Here is a 17,030-nt window from a genome sequence, read left to right on the forward strand (position 1 = left end):
CGGCTGGGTGACCGGCCGGTGGTCGGCTGGTGGTCGGTCGGTGGTCGGTCCGTTCGGCGGGTGGCCGGTCAGCACCTCCCGCGCCCGGGTCGGGAAGGGCGCCCGATTGGCGCATCGGCCGGTCCGGCGCGGTCCTACCGTTCGCCGGCCCGGCCCGTGGACCCGGTGGACCCGGTGGACCCGCCAGATGTGCCGTGCGCGGGCTCCGGTCGCTGGAAGGTCGCGTACAGCAGCCACAGCGACGGGATCAGCAGCGCGGCGCCCACGCTGAGCGAGATCAGGCTCGCCCGCAGCACCGAAGGCAACGATGCCGCATCCGCCACGGTGGTGCCGGGCACCAGCATGTCCGGGTACTGGGCGGCGCCCCAGGACCACAGGACGGCGGCCACCGCGAGCGCCGCGGCGGCGCGGGCGGCGAGGTAGCGGTGCAGTGCCAGCAGGCCGAGGTCCGCCGTGCCCGCGACGGCACCGATGATCACCAGTGGCAGGGCGCGGTGGGTGAGGCCGTGGAAGAGGGCCGGCGCGTCCGCGTGCAGGATGCCGATGCCCGCGAGGGCGACCAGGCCGCACAGCAGTCCGCTGATCACCGCTCGCCGTTCGAACGCGCGGGCCAGCGTCCCGTGCTCCGTCCGGGCGGCGTCGGCGCACAGATAGACGGCGGCGAGATGGGCGCAGGTCAGGACCGCGAGCACGCCGCCGAGTACGGAGGTGGGGTTGATCCAGCTGCCGACCACGTCGCCTCGGGCGAGGCCCGGTGGGACCCGGCCGGAGGCGACGCCCCCGGCGACGGTGCCGAGGAAGAACGGGGTGACCACCGAGGACACCGCGAAGCAGGCCCCGAACAGCCGCTGTTGCCAGAGTTCGGTGCTGGCCTTGCGGAACGCGAAGGCGGCGCCGCGCGCGATGATCCCGAGGGCGGTGAGCGTCAGGGGCACGTACAGCGTGGACAGCACCGCGGCGAACACCGGGGAGAACGCCGCCCACAGCAGGACCAGCACGAAGATCAGCCATACGTGGTTGGCCTCCCACACCGGGCCGATGCTGTGTTCGATCAGCCGGCGCTGTGGCAGGCCGCGACGGGTGCGTCCGGCGAGCAGGTCCCAGAATCCGGCGCCGAAGTCGGCCCCGCCGAACAGCGCGTAGCAGGTCAGGCCGATCCACATCACGGCCAGCGTCACATCGGCGAGCACGACCGGCTCCCGTTGGCAGGGCGCCCGGTTTCGGGCCCGGGCAGGCACCCGGGGGCGCGGCGCAGCGGCGGGCGGGGTGGACGGGGCCCGCCGGGCCCGGGCCCGGGGCGGGGACCGCGTGCTCCGCCGGATTCAGGTGACCGGATAGCGCTCGACATCGCTCTCCTGGGGTGCGATCGGCACGGGGGTGGCGCGGGCCAGTCGCCGCAGGACGTACACCGTGGCGGCGGTCATCGCCGTGTACACCAGCAGCACCAGCCACAGTCCCGTCATCAGGCCGGGCGCCGGGTTGACGGCGTCGCGCACCCGCAGCACGCCCCAGACGATCCACGGCTGCCGCCCCAGTTCGGTGACGGTCCAGCCGCACTCGAGGGCGACCACGGCGGCGGGCCCGCAGACGGCGGCGACCATCAGGAAGATGCGCCGGCCCTTGAGGCTCCCCAGGTCGCGGCCGGTGCGCCGGGCCTGCCACCAGCCGAACAGCAGCACCACGCCCATCGAGAACAGCAGCATTCCGATGCCGACCATCGCATCGAACGACAGATGGATGGCGGTCACCGGGGGCCACTGGTCGCGCGGCACCTCGTGCAGTCCGGTGACGACCGTTTCGGGCCGGTAGCCGACCAGGAGTGACAGGCCGTCCGGAATCTTCAGCCCGTACCGCAGCTCGTTGTTGCCGGGGGCGACGCCGAGGACGGTGAGCGGGACGTGCGAACCGGTGCGGAAGACGCCCTCGATGCCGGCGAGTTTGATCGGCTGGTACGTGGCGAGGAAGCGTGCCGCCCAGTCACCGGCGATGATCTGGAACGGGGTGACGACGGCGCCGAGCGAGAAGGGCAGCAGGAACCCCGTCCGGTGGTAGGTGTCGTCGCGGCCGCGCAGCAGCGCGACGGCGTACACGGACGCGGTCGTGAAGCAGGCCACCATGAGTGCGGCGAGGATCATGTGGACGCTCTCCGGCGGGCTGGCCGGATTGAGCATGGCCGCCCACGGTTCGACGCGGGCCAACGAGCCGTCGCGGCGCTGGGTGAAGCCGCGGGGCTGGTTCATCCACGCATTGGCGCAGACCACGAAGAAGACCGAGCAGAGCCCCGCGATCACGATGGGCACTCCGGTCAGCAGGTGGCGCTTGGGCGGCAGGCGGTCCCAGGCGTAGAGATAGATGCCCAGGAAGATCGCCTCAAGGAAGAAGGCGAAGCCCTCCAGGGCGAACGGCAGCCCGAGGACCTGCCCGAAGCGCCCCATCAGACCGGGCCACAACAGCCCCATTTCAAAGCTGAGGATCGTGCCGGACACCGCACCGACGGCGAACAGCACGCCCATGCCGCGCGCCCAGCGACGGGCCAGCAGGCGGCGGGCCGGATCACCCGTATGGATGCCGTACCACTCGGCCGCCAGGGTGAGCAGCGGCAGCCCCACGCCGAGGCAGGCCACCACGATGTGCCAGGCGAGGGAGAAACCCATCTGCGCCCGCGCCGCCGCCAGGTCCCCCTCGCGCACCACCGCGGCCCAGCCGGTCATCCAGCGCGCTCCACGCAGCGCACGGGCGCGCGGGTGCCCACACGACCGGACGGGTTCATGGCGGCTCCTGGGCCGGACATACAGGGGACGTTTCGGGGGCGGCGGTGCCGAACAGCAGGGGTACCACCGAACACCGCGCCCGAAACCGAACACCGGGCCCAGCACCCGGCCACGGTCAGGGGGCGGTCGTCACGCCGCCGGTTCGAGCGGTTGGGAGGGTGGCACGACCGCGATCGGCGCGGCTGCGTGCAGCAGCACGGCATGCGTGACGGACCCCAGGAGCCGGGTCGGATGCAGCAGACGCCTGCGGTGCCGGCCGACCACGACCAGCACGGCGTCCTTCGACGCGGCGACGAGATGGCCCGCGGCGTCACCTGGCAGCACCTTCGGCTGAATGGTGACGTCGGGGTAGGAGGCCCGGTAGGGGCCGAGGATCTCGTCCAGTTGGTCGGCGGTGGCCGCCTGGGCCGCCTCCTGGTCCTCCGGGGTTGGCACGAAGTCGCCGGGTCCCGCCCAGGCGTAGGCCGGCCAGGGGTAGGCGCAGACGACGTGGAGCCGGGCCACGTGCCGGGCGGCTTCGGCACAGGCGAACGACAGGGCGTCCGTGTCGGGTGTCTCGGCGGAGACTCCGACGACGATCCGCGGGCCGGGCTCAGTGGGTCCCGTGTCGGGCACCTCGCGCCCGGGCCGGGGCACGACCACGACGGGGCAGGGTGCGTCACGGGCGGCGGCCATGCCGCTCGAGCCGAGCAGCAGACTGGCGAACCCGCCACGGCCGCGCGAGCCGAGCACCAGCAGTTGGGCGCTCTGGCCCGCTTCCGTCAGGACCGCACCCGGGGCGCCCTCCAGGCTGCTGCTGTCCAGCTCCGGAAGGTGCGTGCGGCCCGTGAGGGAGCTCAGCACGCGGGCCAGCACCAGGTCGTCGGCCGGTTGCTGTGGACTGGTCGCCAGCGCTTCGGGCCTGGTCCACGCGGCGTACTGGCGCACATGGACCAGGCGCAGCGGCGCACCGCGTAGCTGTGCCTCCGCCAGGGCCCAGTCCAGGGCGCGCAGACTGCCGTCCGAACCATCGACGCCCACGACGATGGGCAGCGTGCTCATGGGTTCCTCGTCTTCGGCGCGCCACCGCGGCCGGGCCGACTACGAGCAGTCGGCCGCGCGACGGGCCAGGTCGGGCCCCCCGAATCCGGTCATATCAGGTCAGATCGAATTCTCCCTCGCGAGCACCCGACACAAACGCACCCCACTCGTCGGGGGTGAAGATCAGGGACGGGCTCTCGGGGCGGCCGCTGTTGCGCATCGCGATGAATCCCTCGACGAACGCGATCTGGACGTCGCCACGTCCGCCGCTGCTGGAGCGCCAGTTGGCGTTGCTCAGGTCGAGGTCCGGCTTGTCCCAGCCCGAGAACGGTGGACGCCGGGTGATGCCTTCGGCCACGTGCGTGCTCCTCCCGATTGCGTTCGGCGCGGCCAGCCTAGCGAGTGGGGTGAACGCGGCACAGGGGCGGACGGCACAGCGGCGGCGCCCCTGTGCGGCAGGTGTCTCTCCCCGGCGGGGGGCCTTGCCCTGGTGGGGGCGTTCCCCTTACGGGCCTCCCGCCGGGTGAGATCACCTCAAGGGCTCGTCCTCGTACGCCGGACGGGCTGGTGGGGTGCGCTCGGGCCTGCCTTCGGGCGCCGGGCTCCAGGCGCCGGGAGGACTACTCAGTCCTCCTTCCAGACCAGCGCCTTCAGCACGGCGGAGGAGACCGTGATCGGGCTGTCCTGGAAGCCCTTGACGCGGACGCGCATGCCGCGTCCCTTGCCGACGCGGCCGACCAGGGGGATCACCACGTAGGTGTTGCCCTCGGAGCCGATGACCTCGGTGATGGGGTGGTCGGTCTGGTAGTCGCCGTCGCTGTCGACCTCCGACTGGCGGGCCTGGACCTGGGCGCCGACCGGGACGCCCTCCAGGACGAGGGAGAGCTGACCGGTGAAGCGGGCCGGGCCGCGGACGAAGACCGAACCGTCACTGGCGTGGTCGCCGGTCTCGTCGGTCCACTCCTTGGTGAACTCGATCGCGTCCCAGTCCTGCCCAGGGCGGATGGTGTACGGCTTGTCGAGACCGAGATTCACGTACTTGGGCATGTCGTCCTCCGTCGATGATCCCGCGCCGGTGGCCCACTTCCTCAAGGCGGAACGGTCGGCGAACCTGGCGACGTTCGTGTCGATGGGCGTGCTGGTGTACTGGTGGAACAGCCAGTTGGCCTTGATGCCGGGCGCACCGGGATGGCCGTTGTAATCGGCGATCCACAGGGCGTCGCCGGCGTACGAGGTGGTGTCGCGGTTGAGCCAGAAGTCGCGGTTGCAGTACAGGCCCACGCGGTGCTGGGCGCCGCGCAGCTTCTTGACGGCGCGGATGAAGGCGTCCTTCTCGGCGCCCGAGGCCCGGGTGCCGGACGAGGTGTTCTCCCAGTCGACGAAGAGCAGGTCGCCTTCGGATGAGGCGCACTTCGCCACGAAGTACTCGGCCTGTGCCGCGATGTTGCCGGGCCACAGGAAGTGGTAGAAGCCGACCACGCATCCGGCGTCGCGGGCCCGCTTGGCCTGGGCGGCCTGCTTGGGGTTCACATAGGAGCGGCCTTCGGTGGCCTTGACGATGACGAAGCCCAGGCCGCTCGTCGAGAACCCGGTCCCCTGATAATCGCTGACGTCGATTCCTTTGATCACAGCGGCTCCCTTACGCGATGGGGCGGCACGGCTTCGCCGTCGTCCACCAGGTCACTGAAGTCGGCCCGGGACGGCCACACCCTCCCGTGCTCGCACCGGCCCGCGCTGTGCCGTGTGCCGACAGCGCGGCTGCCCCATCCGACGCTGCCGCGCAGGCCGCACTCCGGGCGCCCGCCGCCGATGCCGGTCCGGCCGATGCTGTGCATACCCCTATTGTCCGACATCACCGCGGTGTGCCACCAGGCCATATCGAGCTGGATGATGCGCAATTGACTGCCTGTGATGCGTGCGGACGCGGGTGTGCGTGGCGCTTGTGACGGCAGGGGCGAAAGGGGCGGTCGTTCCGGCCGACCGACCTCATGAGACGCCCCTGTCCCCCTGCCGTACCGTTCCGCCGCGGTTGCGTCCCGCGATGTGCGGGACGGGTTTGCGAGGTGTCGCACTGTCATCCATTCCGTCGCCTGCCGTCACCGGCCAGGACGCCCGCCCGCCTCCTCCGGTTCCGGATCCGCGTCGGCCCGCCGTCAGCGCCCCAGGACCGCCATGGCGGCGTTGTGACCACCGATGCCGCTCACCCCGCCCCCGCGAACCGCACCCGCCCCGCACAGCAGGACGTTGACGTGGCCGGTGGCCACGCCCCAGGGGTCCGCCCCGTCGGTCGCCCAGGGGAAGGAGAGGTCGCCGTGGAAGATATGACCGCCCGGCAGCCGCAGATCGCGTTCCAGATCGAGCGGGGATTTCGCCTCGATGCAGGGCCTGCCGTCGGCGTCCCGGGCCAGGCAGTCCTCGATCGGCTCGGCGAGGTGCGCGTTGAGCTGCGCGAGCGTGGCGCTCAGCAGCCGCTCGCGTACGCCGGTGTTGTCGTGTCTGAACAGCCGGGCAGGTGTGTGCAGCCCGAACAGGGTGAGGGTGTGGCAGCCGCGTTCGGCGAGTGCGGGGTCGAGGATGGTCGGATCGGTGAGCGAGTGGCAGTAGATCTCCGAGGGCGGGGCGGTGGGCAGGGTGCCGCTGTCGGCCTCGGCGTGGGCGCGTGCCAGGGCGTCGTACCCCTCGGCGATGTGGAAGGTGCCGGCGAACGCCTCGCGGGGGTCGACCGCGCTGTCCCGGAGCCGTGGCAGCCGCTCCAGGAGCATGTTGACCTTGAGCTGGGCGCCCTCGGCCGGGGCGGGCGGCTGCTCGCCGAGCAGCGTGGCGAGTTCCTGGGGTGAGGTCCCGGCCAGCACATGACGGGCGGCGACGGTGCCCTCGCCGTGCGCGGTCCGGTAGGTCACCTCGGCCGACCGGCCGTCGGTCTCGATGAGCATCGCGTCGTGTCCGGTGGCGATCTCGGCGCCCGCCGCGCGAGCGGCCTCGGCCAGCGCGTCGGTGAAGGCGCCCATGCCGCCCACCGGCACGTCCCAGTCGCCGGTGCCGCCGCCGATCACGTGGTAGAGGAAGCAGCGGTTCTGCAACAGCGACGGGTCGTGGGCGGAGGCGAACGTGCCGATCAGCGCGTCGGTGAGGACGACGCCACGGATCAGGTCGTCCTCGAAGTGCTCCTCGATCGCCGCCCCGATGGGCTCCTCGAAGAGCATCCGCCACGCGTCCTCGTCGTCGATGCGGCGACGCAGCTCGGCACGGGTGGGCAGGGGCTCCGTGAGCGTCGGGAAGACCCGTTGGGCGACGCGCTGGGTGCGGGCGTAGAAGGCGAGCCACGCCTCGTGCGCCCGGTCGCCGCCGGTCAACCGCGCGAAGGAGGCCCGGGTGCGCTCCGCCATGTCGGAACCCGCGCCGACCAGCAGCCCCGTCGGGCCTCCGGCGCGCTCGACCGGGGTGTAGGAGGAGACGCTTCGCTTACGCAGCGCCAGGCGGAGCCCCAGGTCGTCGACGATGGTCCGGGGCAGCAGGCTGATCAGGTAGGAGTACCGGGACAGACGGGCGTCGACGCCGGGGAAGGGGCGGGTGGACACGGCAGCGCCGCCCGGTCCTTCGAGCCGCTCCAGCACGACCACCGACCGTCCGGCCTGGGCCAGGTAGGCGGCGGCCACCAGACCGTTGTGTCCCCCGCCGACGATCACGGCGTCATAGGCATCGCGAGCAGGCATGGTTCTTGGTAGCACGCGAAGATCGTTCGGGGCCAGGGGGACGGGGGCCCCGGGGTGGCGCGCCGTCCCGGTGGACGCCCGGGTGCCGCCGCTCGGCGGTGGGGAACGCCGGCGGGCTGGTGCCCGGTCAGCTGCCGCCGGACGCGTGCTGCTTGCGCAACGCCGCGACCCGGCGGTACAGCTCGACGGCCTCCGGGCTGCGGCCCAGTTGCTCCAGGCAGTGCGCTTCGTCGTTGAGCGCGGCGAGGGTGTCCGGGTGGCCGGGGCCGAGCGAGCGGGCGCGTGCCGCGGCCACCGCGCGGTATTCGGGCAGGGCGTCGGGCCAGCGGCCGAGCCAGCCCAGCGCGACGGCGACCTCGCGACGGCTGACCAGGGTGTCGGGGTGGTCGGCGCCGAGCACCCGGGCACGGACCCCGGCCACCTCGCGTGCCTCGGCGACGGCCTCCTCCCAGCGGCCGAGGCGCCCCAGGTTGACGCCGAGGCCGTGCCGGGCGCGCAGCGTCTCGGCATCGTCGGCGCCGTGCGCCCGGGTGCGGTCGTCTATCAGGCCGCGGTACAGCTCCAGGGCCTCGGCACTGCGGCCGAGCCGGCCCAGGCTGATGCCGATCTCGTAACGGGCGGCGAGCGTGTCGGGGTGGTCGGGTCCCAGTACCCGGCCGCGTGCCGAGGCCACCGTGCGGTAGATCTCCAGCGCCTCGGCCCAGCGGCCGATGAGACCGAGGACGTAGGCGACCTCGTACTGCGTCACCAAGGTGTCGGGGTGCTGCGCGCCCAGCACCCGGGCGCGGGCCGCGGCGACCTCGTACGCCATGCGGCAGGACTCCTCCAGGCGGCCGAGGCGGCTCAGGTTGAACGCGAGGTTGTGCCGGCAGCGCAGCGTGTCGGGGTCGTCGATGCCCGTGATGCGCTCGCGTGCGGCGAGCACCGCCGTGTACACCTCGTGGGCCTCCGCGTGCCGGCCGACCTGGCCGAGTTCGAACGCGGTCTCCTGGAGTGCGGCGAGCGTGTCGGGATGGTCGGGTCCCAGCACCCGGGCGCGGCCCGCGGCCACCCGGCCGTACTCGGCGAGCGCGGCGCCGGGCCGGCCGGTGCGGCTGAGGCTGAACGCGGCCTCATAACGGCTGGCGAGGGTGTCGGGGTGGTCGGGTCCGAGCAGCCGGGAACGCTCGGCTGCGACGGCACGGTGCACCTCGCCCGCCTCGGCCCAGCGGCCCAGTCGGCTCAGGCTCATGCCCGCCTCGTGCCGGGAGGCGAGCACGGCGACCAGGTCGGTGGCGGCCGGCAGGTGGCCGGTGCCGCGGACCGGCTGCCGGCCCGTGCTGCCCGTGGGTCCGTGGGGGTGGCCGGATCCGGTGCGGGCCGGGGGTGGAACGCCGTCGGTGCCGGGTGGGGCGGGGTGCGCGGCGCCCGGCCCGGTCGGGCGGCCGACGGCGGTGTGCGACGGCGTCGGGTGCGGCGCTGACGGTGTGCCGGGGCGGTCCGGTACCGCAGGGCGCACCCCCGTGGGGGACGTCCACGAGGTGGTGAGGCCGGACGTCGGTTCGGGGGGTGTGGTGCGCAGCAGGCCGGCGCCGGTCGCCTTGGGTCCCGTGGTCATGCCCTGGGTCCAGGACGGCAGGCCCGGGGCCTGGTACAGGGGTGGCTGGCCGAACTCGGTGCCCGGTCCGACAGGGCCGCGCTGCTCGGCGGGCGCGCGGCGCGTGACGACGGGCGGGCCGGTCAGGGCGGCGGTGGTGGCGCGGCCCGCACGGATGCGTTGGGTCAGCTCGCGTGCGTCCCCGGGGCGGGCCTCGGGGTCCTTGGCGAGCAGATCGAGGATGATCTTTTCCAGGTATCCGGGGAGTTCGGCGCGCTTGCTGCTCGGTGGCGCCGGCGGGGTGTCACGGTGCCCGACGAGCACCGCCCAGGCGTCCTCCAGGTCGAACGGCGGCGCCCCGGTGGCGATCTCGTAGAGCACGCAGCCCAGCGAGTACAGGTCGCTGCGGTGGTCGACCTCGGTTCCGCCGATCTGCTCGGGCGACATGTAGTGCGGGGTGCCCATCGCGATGCCGGAGCCGGTGAGCTTCTGGGTGAAGCCGACGTCGTGGCCGAGCCGGGCGATGCCGAAGTCGCAGAGCTTCACCGTGCCGTCGGCCAGCCGCATGATGTTGGCAGGCTTCAGGTCGCGGTGCACGATGCCTTGTTCGTGGGTGTAGGCGAGGGCGGCGGCGACCTGGTCGGCGATCTCCTCGACCTCGGCGACCTGGAGCGCGCGCCGGGGGTCTTCCTGGCGGGCCATCAACTGGCTGAGATTGTCCCCCTCCAGCAGTTCCATGACGAGGTACAGCACGCCCTCGTGCTCCCCGAAGTCGTGCACGACGGTGACCCCGCGGTGCTGGAGCGACGCGGCCACTCGTGCCTCACGGCGGAACCGCTCCCGCATCACCTGGGTCAACGACTGGTCCTGCTGCGGCGTCAGCGGCTTGAGGCACTTGACGGCCACCCTGCGGCCCAGCGCCTCGTCCCGTGCCCGCCACACCTCGCCCATGCCGCCGCGCCCGATCACTTCGAGCAGCTGATAGCGGCCCTGAATCAGTGCGGCCTCCGCCATCTGCCGTCGTCACCCCCCGTCGTCACCTCGCAGTGCCCTCCCCCGGCCCGTCCAGTATGGCGACCCCTGTCCGGAGTTTGTACGGCGTGGGGCGACTGTCGGGTCCAAGGCGCGCCATCGCACGCAGGATGTGCTTGGGCGGCAGCTGCCACCTCAACCGGCCGGGGATCCGGCGCAGCAGGGCCCCGGTGACGCGCAGCCGCCGGGTCACCCGGGCGGGTGGCGGCGCCGGCATGCCGTAGATCCGGTGGGCGTACGGGGGCAGGGCGGCGTAGGCGAGGTGGGCCAGCGGGCGCCAGAGCAGGGCGCGTACGGGTGCCAGCGGCAGGGGTACCGGGGGGCGCCGCAGGAAGGCGGCGACGTCCCGTGCCTCGGGGCCGGCGGCGAGGGCGGGCCGCATCCGCTCGAAGTACCGGGCGAGCTGTGCGGCGTCGGCGGGCACCTCGCGCGGGTCGAGCCCGACCAGCGGCGCGGCGGCGGTGGCCTGCTCGGCGATGTAGCGGTCGGCCTGCTCGTCGGTGAGCGGGAAACCGGAGCGGCGCACCACGTGCAGGTAGGAGTCGATCTCGGCGCAGTGCACCCACAGCAGCAGCTCGGGCTCGTCGACGCCGTAGCGCTCTCCGGTGTCCGGGTCGGTGGCGGTCAGCCGGGCGTGCACCTTGCGGACCCGGGCGCCGGCCTCCTGGGCGGCCTCGCTCGGGCCGTACGTCGTGGTCGATATGAACCGCGCGGTGCGGATGAGCCGGCCCCAGGCGTCGCGGCGGAAGTCGGAGTTCTGCGTGACGCCGCGCACCGCCCGCGGGTGCAGGGCCTGGAGGTACAGGGCACGGATCCCGGCCACCCACATCACCGGATCGGCGTGCATCTGCCAGGTCACCGAGGAGGGCCCGTAGAGCCCCGGGTCGCCGTCCGCCATCAGAGCCGCACCCTCCCCGCACCTCTCGCTGCCGTGGTCACCGCCGTCACCGTCCCGCACCCGCACGTCGGGCGCCCCGCCCGACGGATCGACGGTTCCGGCCCGGATCGCCCGTCCCGTCCACGGCTGTCCCGGTAGGGACGGTCGCCGGTCCACTCTAGGCATGCCCCGTCGCGAGAACGCCCAGGTGGTGTCCGTACGTTCCCGCTGCGGGGGCGAAGGGTTCGGAGCTTACGTCCCGAACCGGGCGGATCACAGCCGACAGGCGCGGCACCGAGCGGGACCGGCCACCTGGGGCACGTCCCGGGAGTGCACGGACCCCTTCTGCGCCACACGGGCGCTCTCCTGCACCTCGTCGGAGTGCCGCTGCCGCGGGTCGGGGCTCGACGGGGCGGTCAGCGGCCCCCGTTGCAACAGCTCAGGCGCCAGGGCCTTTTCCGAGGGCGCGGGGAAAGGGCGCGCACATCCGCGCGCGCCCGGTGGTTCGGATACGACGGTGACCGCCCCGGCCCGCCGCGCACCCCGCGAAGGCCACGGCGCGCGGCGGGCCGTCCGGCCCCGGTGACCGTCAGCCCAGGATCGCCAGGAAGTCCGAGCAGGCACGCGCGCAGGTGCGGCATGCCGCCGCGCACTCCCGCGCGCCCTCGTGCCGGTCGCACACATGCGCACACTCCAGGCACATCGCCCGGCACCACTCGACCTGAATCCGCATGCCGTACTCGTCCTGATGGGCCTGCTCGGACAGCATCGCGCAGGTCGCGTCGCAGACCTCCGTGCACAGCACGGCCTGCCGTCGCAGCTCGTGCCCCACACCGCCTTCTCCGGGGCCGGCGAAGCTCACTCGGCCGGCACAGATCCGGGCGCAGTCGGCACAAGCCTGTGCGCAGGCGAAACCCTCTTCCAGAAACGCGACGAGGTCCTGCCGGTCCTCCGCGTGCCACGCCGTGGACGTCACCGTTCGGCTCCTCTCCGAGCTCGTGAGCTCGCTCTCCTACCGCCTCCGGCCGCTCGCCTGCCGCACCACCGGCCATGGTGCGGGTAGCCGCGCCCCGCGGGTACCAAACCCCGGCCGCCGAGAGCTTTCCGGCCCGCGCGCATGGGCCGGGGGGCGCGGCGGCGCGTGTCGGGTCGGTGCACATTGCCTCGCGTAGCCCGCTGCCGTCCCTGCCGCCCCGCGGAGTAGGGTGGGCCGGCGCCCGCACCCGTGACCTGCGTGCTTGCGCGCGACAGGAGGCAGCGCGAAGGATCGCTGCGGCGGCCGAGCACAGGGGTGGGCTGGTAGATGAAGTGGTCACCCGGACTGTCCGGGCGCACGGCCCGGCGTGCCGCGCTGCGTGCGCTCGGCTCGCTGGCCATCGCCGCCGCGGTCACCCGCGCTCTCGTCACCACCCCCCAGACCGGCCGGGCACAACCGACCGGCGCGGCCGGACGCGCGGCAGCGGCGGCGGCCGTGACGTTGGGCGCCGCCCTGGAGGCGCCCCGTCTGGGACTGCTGCTCGGCCCCCTCACGACGACCGTGGCGGCCCTGCGCATCCGGGCCGGTGGGCGGCACCGGGGCGAGGTGGCGGCCGGCATAGCGATAGGAGCCGGTGCCGCGACGCTGACCTGCCGCTGGTGGCCGGTGAAGCCGGCGGCGGCAGCGGCGGCGGCCCCACCGCGCACCCCGGCGCCCGCACTGCGCGACGGGGCCGGGCTGCACCTCGTGATCAACCCGTCGTCCGGGGTGTCGTTCGGCACCCAGTCGACCGCTGACCAGCTGCGCGCGCTGCTGCCCGAGGCGGAGCTCACCGTGCCCGAGGCCGGCGACGACCTCACCGAGGTGCTGGACGCCGCGGCGCGGCGGGCCGCCGAGCAGACCGGCGCCCTGGGGATATGCGGCGGCGACGGCACCGTGAACGCGGCGACGGAGGTGTGCATCCGGCACGGTGTGCCGTTGGCCGTCTTCCCGGGCGGCACCTTCAACCACTTCGCCGCCGACCTGGGCAACCAGAGCCTCGCGGACGTGGCGCGGGCGGTCCGCGAGGGAGACGCGGTGACCGCGGACGTGGGTCGGGCCACGGCGGCCGGCGGCACCGAGCAGCTCTTCCTGAACACCTTCAGCCTTGGCGTCTACACGGATCTGGTGCGGGCCAGGGAACGTCTCGAGCGGCGCATCGGCAAGTGGCCGGCGCTCGCGGCGGGCCTCGCCACGGTGCTGGCCACCGGCAGCCCGGTGCGCATCGCGGTGAACGGTCGGTCGCGCCGGCTGTGGCTGCTCTTCGCCGGCAACGGGATCTACCACCCGGCGGGCTTCGCGCCCACCTACCGCACCCAGCTCGACGACGGGCTGCTCGACGTACGGGTGGTCGACGGCGGCACCGCGTTCGCCCGGACCCGGCTGCTGCTGGCCGTGCTCACCGGCACGCTGCCCAATTCCCGCGTGCTCACCACGGCCCAGGTGCGCCGGCTGCGCCTGGAGGTGCTGGAGGGCGATCCACGCTTCGCCTACGACGGCGAGGTCACCAGCGCCTCGGACACCCGGCTGGTCCTCGACAAGCTGCCGCGCGCGGTCACCCTCTACCGGCCGGCCGACCAGGCTCCCTGGCTGCGCTGACGGAGCCGCAGCCGGCGCCGGCGCAAGGCGCGCCTGTGCCGGGGGGACCGCGCGTCGGGACGCGCCCCACCACGACAGAAGCCTGCATTATGCATGTTTCTCTCCGGAAGGGGCGAACAAGAGCAATATGGATGTATGACCGGAAGGGGAGCCGACCCGCCGCGCGGGGAGACGGCATCCACGGACGAGGTCCCGATCTTGGAGCTGAACCGGCTGGGTAGCTTCGAGTGGGACCTCGACCGGCGCCGGCTGAGCATGGACGACACCGCGCTGGCCGTGTTCGACCTGCGCAACGACGAGTACGACGACCGCCCCACCTCCCTCGGCCGGCGGATCCCGATGGTCGAGCGGCGCCGCATCGCCCATGTGGTCACCAAGGCCATCCGCAGCGGCGCCGACAGCTACGGGACCTACTTCCAGATGCAGCGGCGCGACGGTGAGTTCCAGTGGGCGCACGCCCAGGGCTACCTCCAGCGGGACCGGGAGGGGCGCGTGCGGAAGGTCTACGGGATCGTCCGGGACGCCACGGACGAACTCGAGGAGTCGGCGCCGCAGCGCGGCGAACCGCAGGGCGGCGCGCGCCAGCTCGGCGTGGTCGTGCAGAGCACCATCTCGGCGCTGGCCCGCGCACACACCGTGCACGACGTGATCAACGTCCTGGAGGACAGCCACGACGTCGAGCGGCTGGGCACGGCAAGCCTGTTGCTGGGGCTGGTGCGAGGCGGGCACGTGCAGATCGTCGCGGCCACCCCGATGGACCGCCTGCAACCGGGCGCGGAGCTGACCCGCGTCGAGGAACCGTTCCCGACGAACGAGGCGGTGCGCACGCTCAGGCCGCTGTTCTACGCGTCGCCGGAGGAGCTCATCCGGCAGTACCCGGCGCTGGGGTTCGCCGTCCGCGCCTACGGCGTGTCGTCCGCCGCCTACCTGCCGCTCATCGCCCAAGCGCACTGCATCGGCGTCATCGGCCTGCACTACCACGACGAGCACGCGTTCACCGACGAGGAGCGCAATCTGCTGCTCGCGCTGGCCAGCAGCATCGCGCAGAGCCTGCAACGGGCGATGTTCTACGACGAGGCCAAGGACCTCGCCCAGAGCCTGCAACAGGCCATGCTGCCGCACAGCATCCCCGCCGTGCCGGGCGCCGACGTCGCGGTCCGCTACCGCTCCGCCTCGATGGCCCGGGAGATCGGCGGCGACTGGTACGACGTGATCCCGCTGCCGCAGGGCCGCTTCGCCGCGGTCATCGGCGACGTCCAGGGCCATGACACGCATGCGGCCGCCGTGATGGGCCAGCTGCGTATCGTGCTGCGCGCCTACGCGACCGAGGGGCACACCCCGGCGACCGTGATGGCCCGGGCCTCGGCCTTCCTCCATGAACTCGACACGGAGCGGTTCGCCACCTGCGTGTACGCGGAGGCCGACCTGACCACCGGCATCCTCCAACTGGTGCGGGCCGGGCACCTGGCGCCGCTGGTGCGGCTGGCGGACGGCGGCTGCCGATGGCTGGAGGTGAGCGGTGGGCTGCCGCTCGGGCACTCCCACGAGTTCGGCCGGCCCGAGTACGACACGACGGCGGTGGAGCTGGCCCCCGGTCAGACTCTCGTGCTGTTCACCGACGGCCTCGTGGAGCATCCCGACATCGACCTGGGCGAGGGCATGGCCGCCCTCGCCGCGAAGGTCAGCAGCGGCCCGGAGGACCTGGACGAGCTCGCCGACCGGCTCTGCGTGGTCGTCGACGAGCGGATAGGCGAGGACGACGTGGCACTGCTCCTGCTGCGCCGTCGGAGGGAGGGCGGCGACCGGACCTGCCGGCAGCTGCGTCGCGACGTCGCGCCGAACGACCCCGACGCGCTCCGCAGCGCCCGGAACATGATCCGCACCGCCGGCCGCACCCTGGGCGCGGCCGAGCGCACCGACGAGATCGAGCTGGTCGCCGACGAACTGATCACGAACGTCCTGCTGCACACCGACGGGCCGGCGACGGTGACCATGCGGCAGCTCCAGGGGCCGGACCAGAGGCTGCGGGTGGAGGTGGAGGACGCGGCGAGCGCCCTGCCCCGTCGCCGCGAGGCGGGCGAGTCCGGTGTGTCGGGGCGCGGGCTGATCCTGGTGGACCAGCTCTCCGACCTGTGGGGCGTGGAGCCGCGCGGCCGGGGCAAGTGCGTGTGGTCGGAGTTCCTGGTGCCGGAGCGGAGGGCGGATCCGGGCGCCGCCGACGGTGTGCCACACGCTCCGGGGCCCCGACGATGACGTGTGACGGCGTTTTCTTGATACTGATGATATTGCTCGTGGCACACACCGGCGCCGGTCGGACGACGGCCTGCCGAGCCGCGCTCCGCCCTGCGTGGGCCCACCGCTGGAGGTACCGATGAAGATGCTGATCAACGTGGCGGAGACGGTCGTCGCCGACGCCCTGCGCGGCTTGGCCGCGGCCCATCCGGAGCTGACCGTCGACGTGGACAACCGCGTCGTGGTCCGCCGGGACGCGCCGGTCGCGGGCAAGGTGGCCCTGGTGTCCGGCGGTGGTTCGGGGCATGAGCCACTGCACGGTGGCTTCGTCGGTCCGGGCATGCTGTCGGCCGCCTGTCCCGGCGAGGTGTTCACCTCACCGGTGCCGGACCAGATGGTGCGGGCCGCCGCGGCCGTCGACAGCGGCGCGGGCGTGCTGTTCATCGTGAAGAACTACACCGGCGACGTGCTCAACTTCGACATGGCGGCGGAGCTCGCCGAGGACGAGGGCATCCAGGTCGCCAAGGTACTGGTCAACGATGACGTCGCCGTCAACGACAGCCTGTACACGGCCGGCCGGCGCGGCACCGGTGCGACCCTGTTCGTCGAGAAGATCGCCGGAGCCGCCGCCGAGGAGGGGCAGCCACTGGAGCAGGTGGAGTCGATCGCCCGTCAGGTGAACCAGAACGCCCGTTCCTTCGGTGTCGCGTTGAGCGCCTGTAGCACCCCGGCCAAGGGCAGCCCGACGTTCGACCTGCCGGCCGGCGAGCTGGAGCTCGGCATCGGGATCCACGGCGAGCCGGGCCGCGAGCGGCGCGCCATGATGACCTCGCGGGAGATCGCCGACTTCGCCGTCGATGCCGTTCTGGAAGACCTCAAGCCGTCCAGCCCGGTCCTGGTGCTGGTCAACGGCATGGGCGGCACTCCCCTGCTGGAGCTGTACGGCTTCAACGCGGAGGTGCAGCGGGTGTTGTCGGAACGTCATGTGTCGGTGGTCCGCACCCTGGTCGGCAACTACGTGACCTCGCTGGACATGGCCGGTGCGTCGGTGACGCTGTGCCAGGTGGACGAGGAACTGCTCCGGTTGTGGGACGCCCCGGTGCGTACCCCCGGGCTGCGCTGGGGAGCCTGACATCCCGTCCGTGCCCGAAGCGTGCGCCCGCCGGCCCTCCGGGGCGCCCGGGCGTGCGCGCGC

General features: G+C 73.2%; 12 protein-coding genes and 1 pseudogene. 3 read left to right on the forward strand and 10 right to left on the reverse strand.

Annotated features, from left to right (window positions below; translation table 11 throughout):
• Nucleotides 1-134: 134 nt before the first annotated feature.
• The 10 genes and pseudogenes from NQO67_RS05705 to NQO67_RS05750 all read right to left on the reverse strand — a co-directional run bounded on the left by NQO67_RS05705 (nt 135) and on the right by NQO67_RS05750 (nt 11,965).
• Nucleotides 135-1,190 carry a cytochrome d ubiquinol oxidase subunit II gene (locus NQO67_RS05705; RefSeq protein WP_255947437.1) on the reverse strand — a complete coding sequence of 352 codons (1,056 nt, stop codon included), beginning with the start codon at nt 1,188-1,190 and terminating at the stop codon, nt 135-137.
• A 132-nt stretch (nt 1,191-1,322) separates the two neighbouring features.
• Nucleotides 1,323-2,711: a cytochrome ubiquinol oxidase subunit I gene (locus NQO67_RS05710; RefSeq protein WP_255947438.1), complete on the reverse strand. Its 1,389-nt coding sequence runs from the start codon at nt 2,709-2,711 to the stop codon at nt 1,323-1,325.
• A gap of 189 nt (nt 2,712-2,900) precedes the next feature.
• A complete protein-coding gene (locus tag NQO67_RS05715) occupies nt 2,901-3,812 on the reverse strand; it encodes a universal stress protein (RefSeq protein WP_255947439.1) in 912 nt (303 codons plus the stop codon).
• Between the two features lie 94 nt (nt 3,813-3,906).
• Nucleotides 3,907-4,149 (reverse strand): DUF397 domain-containing protein, encoded by a 243-nt coding sequence (locus NQO67_RS05720; protein ID WP_255947440.1) that lies wholly within the window; start codon nt 4,147-4,149, stop codon nt 3,907-3,909.
• A gap of 719 nt (nt 4,150-4,868) precedes the next feature.
• Nucleotides 4,869-5,420: pseudogene (locus tag NQO67_RS05725) on the reverse strand (GH25 family lysozyme); the annotation flags it as partial.
• Complete coding sequence (locus NQO67_RS05730) at nt 5,417-5,626, reverse strand: hypothetical protein (RefSeq protein ID WP_255947441.1); 210 nt, start codon at nt 5,624-5,626, stop codon at nt 5,417-5,419. The pseudogene NQO67_RS05725 and the gene NQO67_RS05730, both read right to left, overlap by 4 nt.
• A gap of 318 nt (nt 5,627-5,944) precedes the next feature.
• A complete protein-coding gene (locus tag NQO67_RS05735; protein ID WP_255947442.1) occupies nt 5,945-7,504 on the reverse strand; it encodes a phytoene desaturase family protein in 1,560 nt (519 codons plus the stop codon).
• Between the two features lie 127 nt (nt 7,505-7,631).
• Nucleotides 7,632-10,094, reverse strand: a complete 2,463-nt coding sequence (locus NQO67_RS05740) for a serine/threonine-protein kinase (RefSeq protein WP_255947443.1) — start codon at nt 10,092-10,094, stop codon at nt 7,632-7,634.
• A gap of 22 nt (nt 10,095-10,116) precedes the next feature.
• Nucleotides 10,117-11,010, reverse strand: coding sequence for an oxygenase MpaB family protein (locus tag NQO67_RS05745; protein WP_255947444.1), 894 nt, complete (start codon nt 11,008-11,010; stop codon nt 10,117-10,119).
• A gap of 568 nt (nt 11,011-11,578) precedes the next feature.
• On the reverse strand, nt 11,579-11,965 hold the full coding sequence (locus tag NQO67_RS05750; RefSeq protein WP_255947445.1) for a four-helix bundle copper-binding protein: 387 nt from the start codon (nt 11,963-11,965) through the stop codon (nt 11,579-11,581).
• Nucleotides 11,966-12,292: 327 nt separating this feature from the next.
• On the opposite strand from NQO67_RS05750, the gene NQO67_RS05755 reads away from it, so the two are divergent.
• The 3 genes from NQO67_RS05755 to dhaK all read left to right on the forward strand — a co-directional run bounded on the left by NQO67_RS05755 (nt 12,293) and on the right by dhaK (nt 16,967).
• Nucleotides 12,293-13,603 (forward strand): diacylglycerol/lipid kinase family protein, encoded by a 1,311-nt coding sequence (locus NQO67_RS05755; RefSeq protein ID WP_255947447.1) that lies wholly within the window; start codon nt 12,293-12,295, stop codon nt 13,601-13,603.
• A 135-nt stretch (nt 13,604-13,738) separates the two neighbouring features.
• Complete coding sequence (locus NQO67_RS05760) at nt 13,739-15,856, forward strand: SpoIIE family protein phosphatase (RefSeq protein WP_255947449.1); 2,118 nt, start codon at nt 13,739-13,741, stop codon at nt 15,854-15,856.
• Between the two features lie 118 nt (nt 15,857-15,974).
• The gene (dhaK, locus tag NQO67_RS05765; RefSeq protein ID WP_255947451.1) at nt 15,975-16,967 is read left to right on the forward strand and encodes a dihydroxyacetone kinase subunit DhaK; all 993 of its coding nucleotides are present in this window, start codon (nt 15,975-15,977) and stop codon (nt 16,965-16,967) included.
• Nucleotides 16,968-17,030: the final 63 nt, after the last annotated feature.

Origin of the sequence: Streptomyces odontomachi (genome assembly GCF_024435355.1) — a bacterium.
Lineage (GTDB): Bacteria > Actinomycetota > Actinomycetes > Streptomycetales > Streptomycetaceae > Streptomyces > Streptomyces odontomachi.

Coding starts and splice junctions, on each gene's coding strand:
- NQO67_RS05710 (WP_255947438.1), bottom strand. CDS start 2,711: ATGACCGGCTGGGCCGCGGTGGTGCGCGAGGGGGACCTGGCGGCGGCG.
- NQO67_RS05715 (WP_255947439.1), bottom strand. CDS start 3,812: ATGAGCACGCTGCCCATCGTCGTGGGCGTCGATGGTTCGGACGGCAGT.
- NQO67_RS05730 (WP_255947441.1), bottom strand. CDS start 5,626: ATGCACAGCATCGGCCGGACCGGCATCGGCGGCGGGCGCCCGGAGTGC.
- NQO67_RS05735 (WP_255947442.1), bottom strand. CDS start 7,504: ATGCCTGCTCGCGATGCCTATGACGCCGTGATCGTCGGCGGGGGACAC.
- NQO67_RS05740 (WP_255947443.1), bottom strand. CDS start 10,094: ATGGCGGAGGCCGCACTGATTCAGGGCCGCTATCAGCTGCTCGAAGTG.
- NQO67_RS05745 (WP_255947444.1), bottom strand. CDS start 11,010: ATGGCGGACGGCGACCCGGGGCTCTACGGGCCCTCCTCGGTGACCTGG.
- NQO67_RS05755 (WP_255947447.1), top strand. CDS start 12,293: ATGAAGTGGTCACCCGGACTGTCCGGGCGCACGGCCCGGCGTGCCGCG.
- NQO67_RS05760 (WP_255947449.1), top strand. CDS start 13,739: ATGACCGGAAGGGGAGCCGACCCGCCGCGCGGGGAGACGGCATCCACG.
- dhaK (WP_255947451.1), top strand. CDS start 15,975: ATGAAGATGCTGATCAACGTGGCGGAGACGGTCGTCGCCGACGCCCTG.